Source organism: Pseudomonas sp. HMSC076A11 (assembly GCF_001810205.1).
Lineage (GTDB): Bacteria > Pseudomonadota > Gammaproteobacteria > Pseudomonadales > Pseudomonadaceae > Pseudomonas > Pseudomonas aeruginosa.
On sequence record NZ_KV800311.1, the window covers coordinates 183,189 to 190,265 of the forward strand.

Consider the following 7,077-nt stretch of genomic DNA (forward strand, 5'->3'; position numbering starts at 1 on the left):
GGCGGCGCCCGCCTCGGCACCGTCCTCCGACGGGCGACCCGGTCGCGGCGGCAAGCCGGGCGCCGCGCTGCCCAAGGCCAACGCGCTCACCGTCGGCGTGGCCAGGGTGGAGCAGGGCGACCTGGCGCTGCATTTCAACGCGCTTGGCACCGTCACCGCCTTCAACACGGTGAACGTCAAGCCGCGGGTCAACGGCGAGCTGGTCAAGGTGCTGTTCCAGGAGGGGCAGGAGGTCAAGGCCGGCGACCTGCTGGCGGTGGTCGACCCGCGCACCTACAAGGCGGCGCTGGCCCAGGCCGAGGGCACGCTGATGCAGAACCAGGCGCAACTGAAGAACGCCGAGATCGACCTGCAGCGCTACAAGGGGCTGTATGCCGAGGACTCGATCGCCAAGCAGACCCTGGATACCCAGGAAGCCCAGGTCCGCCAGTTGCAGGGCACCATCCGTACCAACCAGGGCCAGGTCGACGACGCCCGCCTCAACCTGACCTTCACCGAGGTCCGCGCACCGATTTCCGGGCGCCTCGGCCTGCGCCAGGTGGACATCGGCAACCTGGTCACCAGCGGCGATACCACGCCGCTGGTGGTGATCACCCAGGTCAAGCCGATCTCGGTGGTGTTCAGCCTGCCGCAGCAGCAGATCGGCACCGTCGTCGAGCAGATGAACGGCCCCGGCAAGCTGGCGGTCACCGCGCTGGACCGCAACCAGGACAAGGTTCTCGCCGAAGGCACCCTGACCACCCTGGACAACCAGATCGACACCACCACCGGCACGGTCAAGCTCAAGGCGCGCTTCGAGAACGCCGACGGCAAGCTGTTCCCCAACCAGTTCGTCAACGTGCGCCTGCTGGCGCAGACCCTCAAGGGCGTGCTGACCATTCCGGCCAACGCCGTGCAGCGCGGCACCAACGGTATCTATGTCTACGTGGTCGGCGCCGACAACAAGGTCAGCCAGCGCAGCGTCGCCATCGGCACCAGCGAGAACGAGCGGGTGGTGGTGGAAAGCGGCCTGAAGGCCGGCGAGCAGGTGGTGGTGGAAGGCACCGACCGCCTGCGCGACGGTATGGAAGTGCGTGTCGCCGAGGCCTCCCCGCAGGTCCTCGAGGGCGAGCCGCAGAAACCGCAGACTGGCCGCCCCAGCGGCCTCCAGGGCGACTCGGTGGGTAGCGGGAGCGCTGAATGAACCCGTCCCGCCCGTTCATCCTGCGGCCGGTCGCGACCACCCTGCTGATGGTGGCGATCCTGCTCTCGGGCCTGATCGCCTACCGCTTCCTGCCGATCTCGGCGTTGCCGGAAGTGGACTACCCGACCATCCAGGTGGTCACCCTGTACCCCGGCGCCAGCCCGGAGATCATGACCTCGTCGATCACCGCGCCGCTGGAGAACCAGCTCGGGCAGATTCCGGGGCTCAACGAGATGTCTTCCAGCAGTTCCGGCGGCGCCTCGGTGATCACCCTGCAATTCAGCCTGCAGAGCAACCTCGATGTCGCCGAGCAGGAAGTCCAGGCGGCGATCAACGCCGCGCAGAGCCTGCTGCCCAACGACCTGCCGAACCAGCCGGTGTTCAGCAAGGTGAATCCGGCGGACGCACCGATCCTGACCCTGGCGGTGATGTCCGACGGCATGCCGCTGCCGCAGATCCAGGACCTGGTGGATACCCGCCTGGCACAGAAGATCTCGCAGATCTCCGGGGTCGGCCTGGTCAGCATCAGCGGCGGCCAGCGCCCGGCGGTGCGGGTGCGCGCCAACCCGACGGCGCTGGCGGCGGCGGGGCTGAGCCTGGAGGACCTGCGCAGCACGGTGACCAGCAACAACCTCAACGGCCCCAAGGGCAGCTTCGACGGCCCGACCCGTGCCTCGACCCTGGACGCCAACGACCAGTTGCGCTCGGCCGACGCCTACCGCGACCTGATCATCGCCTACAAGAACGGCTCGCCGCTGCGCATCCGCGACGTCGCCAGCGTCGAGGACGACGCCGAGAACGTGCGCCTGGCCGCCTGGGCCAACAACCTGCCGGCGGTGGTGCTGAACATCCAGCGCCAGCCGGGGGCCAACGTGATCGAGGTGGTCGACCGGATCAAGGCGCTGCTGCCGCAGCTGCAATCGACCCTGCCGGGCAATCTCGACGTGCAGGTGCTGACCGACCGCACCACCACCATCCGCGCCTCGGTCAAGGACGTGCAGTTCGAGCTGGCGCTGGCGGTGGCGCTGGTGGTGATGGTCACCTTCCTGTTCCTGCGCAACGTCTACGCCACCCTGATTCCCAGCTTCGCCGTGCCGCTGTCGCTGATCGGCACCTTCGGCGTGATGTACCTGTCCGGCTTCTCGATCAACAACCTGACCCTGATGGCGCTGACCATCGCCACCGGCTTCGTGGTCGACGACGCGATCGTCATGGTGGAGAACATCGCCCGCTACCTGGAGCAGGGCGACTCGCCGCTGGAAGCGGCGCTCAAGGGCTCGAAGCAGATCGGCTTCACCATCATCTCGCTGACCTTCTCGCTGATCGCCGTGCTGATCCCGCTGCTGTTCATGGGCGACGTCGCCGGGCGGCTGTTCCGCGAGTTCGCCATCACCCTGGCGGTGGCGATCCTGATTTCCGGCTTCGTCTCCCTGACCCTTACGCCGATGCTCAGCGCCAAGCTGCTGCGCCACATCGACGAGGACCAGCAGGGCCGCTTCGCGCGCGCCGCGGGGCGGGTCATCGATGGCCTGATCGCACAATACGCCAAGGCCCTGCGGGTGGTCCTGCGGCACCAGCCGCTGACCCTGCTGGTGGCCATCGCCACCCTGGCGCTGACCGCGCTGCTCTACTTGGCCATGCCCAAGGGCTTCTTCCCGGTGCAGGACACCGGGGTGATCCAGGGCGTCGCCGAAGCGCCGCAGTCGATCTCCTTCCAGGCCATGTCCGAGCGCCAGCGCGCCCTTGCCGAGGTGGTGCTGAAGGACCCGGCGGTGGCCAGCCTGTCCTCCTACATCGGCGTCGACGGCAGCAACCCGACCCTCAACACCGGCCGCCTGCTGATCAACCTCAAGCCGCACAGCGAGCGCGACGTCACCGCCAGCGAAGTGATCCAGCGCCTGCAGCCCGAACTCGACCACCTGCCCGGGATCAAGCTGTACATGCAGCCGGTGCAGGACCTGACCATCGAGGACCGGGTCGCCCGCACCCAGTACCAGTTCACCTTGCAGGACGCCGACCCGGACGTGCTCGCCGAGTGGGTGCCGAAGCTGGTGGCGCGGCTGCAGGAGTTGCCGCAGCTCGCCGACGTCGCCAGCGACTGGCAGGACAAGGGCTTGTAGGCCTACCTGAACATCGACCGCGACACCGCCTCGCGCCTCGGCGTGAAGCTCTCCGACATCGACAGCGTGCTCTACAACGCCTTCGGCCAGCGGCTGATCTCGACCATCTTCACCCAGGCCACCCAGTACCGCGTGGTGCTGGAGGTGGCGCCGCAGTTCCAGCTCGGCCCGCAGGCCCTGGAGCAGCTCTACGTGCCGTCCAGCGACGGCACCCAGGTGCGCCTGTCGAGCCTGGCGAAGGTGGAGGAGCGGCATACCCTGCTGGCGATCAACCATATCGCCCAGTTCCCCTCGGCGACCCTGTCGTTCAACCTGGCCAAGGGTTACTCCCTGGGCGAGGCGGTCGAGGCGATCCGTGGCGTCGAGGCCAGCCTGGAGCTGCCGCTGAGCATGCAGGGCAGCTTCCGCGGCGCGGCGCTGGCCTTCGAGGCCTCGCTGTCGAACACGCTGCTGCTGATCCTCGCCTCGGTGGTGACCATGTACATCGTCCTGGGCATCCTCTACGAGAGCTTCATCCATCCGGTGACCATCCTCTCGACCCTGCCCTCGGCCGGGGTCGGCGCGCTGCTGGCGCTGATGCTGGCGGGGCAGGAGATCGGCATCGTGGCGATCATCGGCATCATCCTGCTGATCGGCATCGTCAAGAAGAACGCGATCATGATGATCGACTTCGCCCTCGACGCCGAGCGCAACGAAGGCAAGCCGCCCCATGAGGCGATCTACCAGGCCTGCCTGCTGCGCTTCCGGCCGATCCTGATGACCACCATGGCCGCGCTGCTCGGCGCGCTGCCGCTGATGCTCGCCGGCGGCGCCGGCGCCGAGCTGCGCCAGCCGCTGGGCATCACCATGGTCGGTGGCCTGCTGCTGAGCCAGGTCCTGACCCTGTTCACCACCCCGGTGATCTATCTCTACTTCGACCGCCTGGCCCGTCGCTGGGCGGCCTGGCGCAAGCAGCGCGGGCTGGACCTGAACACCGAGGCCGGGTTCGACGGGGACGCCGGGCGATGAGTCTGTCCACGCCCTTCATCCGCCGCCCGGTCGCCACCACGCTGCTGACCCTGGCGTTGCTGCTGGCCGGCACCCTGTCGTTCGGCCTGCTGCCGGTGGCGCCGCTGCCCAACGTCGATTTTCCGGCCATCGTGGTCAGCGCCAGCCTGCCGGGCGCCAGCCCGGAAACCATGGCCTCGTCGGTGGCCACGCCGCTGGAGCGCTCGCTGGGACGGATCGCCGGGATCAGCGAGATGACCTCCAGCAGTTCGCTGGGCTCGACCACCGTGGTGCTCGTGTTCGACCTGGAGAAGGACATCGACGGCGCCGCCCGCGAGGTGCAGGCGGCGATCAACGGCGCGATGAGCCTGCTGCCCAGCGGTATGCCGAACAATCCCAGCTACCGCAAGGCCAACCCCTCGGACATGCCGATCATGGTCCTCACCCTGACCTCGGAGACCCAGAGTCGCGGCGAGATGTACGACCTCGCCTCGACCGTGCTGGCGCCGAAGCTGTCGCAGGTGCAGGGGGTAGGGCAGGTGAGCATCGGCGGCAGCTCGCTGCCGGCGGTGCGGGTCGACCTCAACCCGGATGCCATGAGCCAGTACGGGCTGTCCCTGGACAGCGTGCGCACGGCCATCGCCGCGGCCAACAGCAACGGCCCCAAGGGCGCCGTCGAGAAGGACGACAAGCACTGGCAGGTGGACGCCAACGACCAGTTGCGCAAGGCCCGCGAGTACGAGCCGCTGGTGATCCACTACAACGCCGACAACGGCGCCGCGGTGCGCCTCGGCGACGTGGCCAAGGTCAGCGACTCGGTGGAGGACGTGCGCAACGCCGGCTTTTCCGACGACCTGCCGGCGGTGCTGCTGATCGTCACCCGCCAGCCCGGCGCCAACATCATCGAGGCCACCGACGCCATCCACGCGCAACTGCCGGTGTTGCAGGAACTGCTCGGGCCGCAGGTCAAGCTGAACGTGATGGACGATCGCAGCCCGTCGATCCGTGCGTCGCTGGAAGAGGCCGAGCTGACCCTGCTGATCTCGGTGGCGCTGGTGATCCTGGTGGTCTTCCTGTTCCTGCGCAACGGCCGCGCCACGCTGATCCCCAGCCTGGCGGTGCCGGTCTCGCTGATCGGCACCTTCGCGGTCATGTACCTGTGCGACTTCAGCCTGAACAACCTGTCGCTGATGGCGCTGATCATCGCCACCGGCTTCGTGGTGGACGACGCCATCGTGGTGGTGGAGAACATCGCCCGACGCATCGAGGAGGGCGATCCGCCGATCCAGGCGGCGATCACCGGCGCCCGCCAGGTCGGTTTCACCGTGCTGTCGATGACGCTCTCGCTGGTCGCGGTGTTCATCCCGCTGCTGCTCATGGGCGGCCTCACCGGACGGCTGTTCCGCGAGTTCGCGGTGACTCTCTCGGCGGCGATCCTGGTGTCCCTGGTGGTATCCCTGACCCTCACGCCGATGCTCTGCGCGCGTCTGCTGCGTCCGCTGAAACGGCCCGAAGGCGCTTCCCTGGCGCGGCGCAGCGATCGCTTCTTCGCCGCCTTCATGCTGCGCTACCGCGCCAGCCTGGGCTGGGCGCTGGAGCACTCGCGGCTGATGGTGGTGATCATGCTGGCCTGCATCGCCATGAACCTCTGGTTGTTCGTGGTGGTGCCCAAGGGCTTCCTCCCGCAGCAGGACTCCGGGCGCCTGCGCGGCTACGCGGTGGCCGACCAGAGCATCTCGTTCCAGTCCCTGAGCGCGAAGATGGGCGAGTACCGCAAGATCCTCTCTTCCGATCCGGCGGTGGAAAACGTGGTCGGCTTCATCGGTGGCGGCCGTTGGCAGTCGAGCAACACCGGTTCGTTCTTCGTCACTCTCAAGCCGATCGGCGAGCGCGACCCGGTGGAGAAGGTCCTCACCCGGCTGCGCGAGCGGATCGCCAAGGTGCCCGGCGCGGCGCTCTATCTCAACGCCGGCCAGGACGTGCGCCTGGGCGGCCGCGACAGCAACGCGCAGTACGAATTCACCCTGCGCAGCGACGACCTGACCCTGCTCCGCGAATGGGCGCCGAAGGTCGAGGCGGCGATGCGCAAGCTGCCGCAGCTGGTGGACGTCAACAGCGACTCCCAGGACAAGGGCGTGCAGACCCGCCTGGTGATCGACCGCGACCGCGCGGCGACCCTGGGGATCAACGTGGAAATGGTCGACGCGGTGCTCAACGACTCTTTCGGCCAGCGCCAGGTGTCGACCATCTTCAACCCGCTGAACCAGTACCGGGTGGTGATGGAGGTCGACCAGCAGTACCAGCAGAGCCCGGAGATCCTCCGCCAGGTCCAGGTGATCGGCAACGACGGCCAGCGCGTGCCGCTGTCCGCGTTCAGCCACTACGAACCGAGCCGGGCACCGCTGGAGGTCAACCACCAGGGCCAGTTCGCCGCCACCACGCTGTCCTTCAACCTGGCACCGGGCGCGCAGATCGGCCCGACCCGCGAGGCCATCATGCAGGCCCTGGAGCCGCTGCACATCCCGGTGGACGTGCAGACCAGCTTCGAGGGCAACGCCGGCGCGGTGCAGGACACGCAGAACCAGATGCCCTGGCTGATCCTCCTGGCGCTGCTGGCGGTGTACATCGTCCTCGGCATCCTCTACGAGAGCTACGTGCACCCGCTGACCATCCTCTCGACCCTGCCTTCGGCCGGGGTCGGCGCGCTGCTCGCGCTGATCCTCTGCCGCAGCGAGCTGAGCCTGATCGCGCTGATCGGCATCATCCTGCTGATCGGCATCGTCAAGA

2 protein-coding genes and 1 pseudogene are annotated in these 7,077 nt (G+C 68.0%); all 3 read left to right on the forward strand.

Annotated features, from left to right (window positions below; all coding sequences use genetic code 11):
• The coding region (gene muxA / locus HMPREF2716_RS17430) for a multidrug efflux RND transporter periplasmic adaptor subunit MuxA (protein ID WP_017001916.1) at positions 1-1,183 on the forward strand (1,183 nt) is incomplete at its 5' end.
• Positions 1,180-4,311: pseudogene (muxB, locus tag HMPREF2716_RS17435) on the forward strand (multidrug efflux RND transporter permease subunit MuxB). The gene muxA and the pseudogene muxB, both read left to right, overlap by 4 nt.
• Positions 4,308-7,077 (forward strand): multidrug efflux RND transporter permease subunit MuxC (gene muxC / locus HMPREF2716_RS17440; RefSeq protein WP_070621970.1); only part of this gene is annotated, 2,770 nt, incomplete at its 3' end. The pseudogene muxB and the gene muxC, both read left to right, overlap by 4 nt.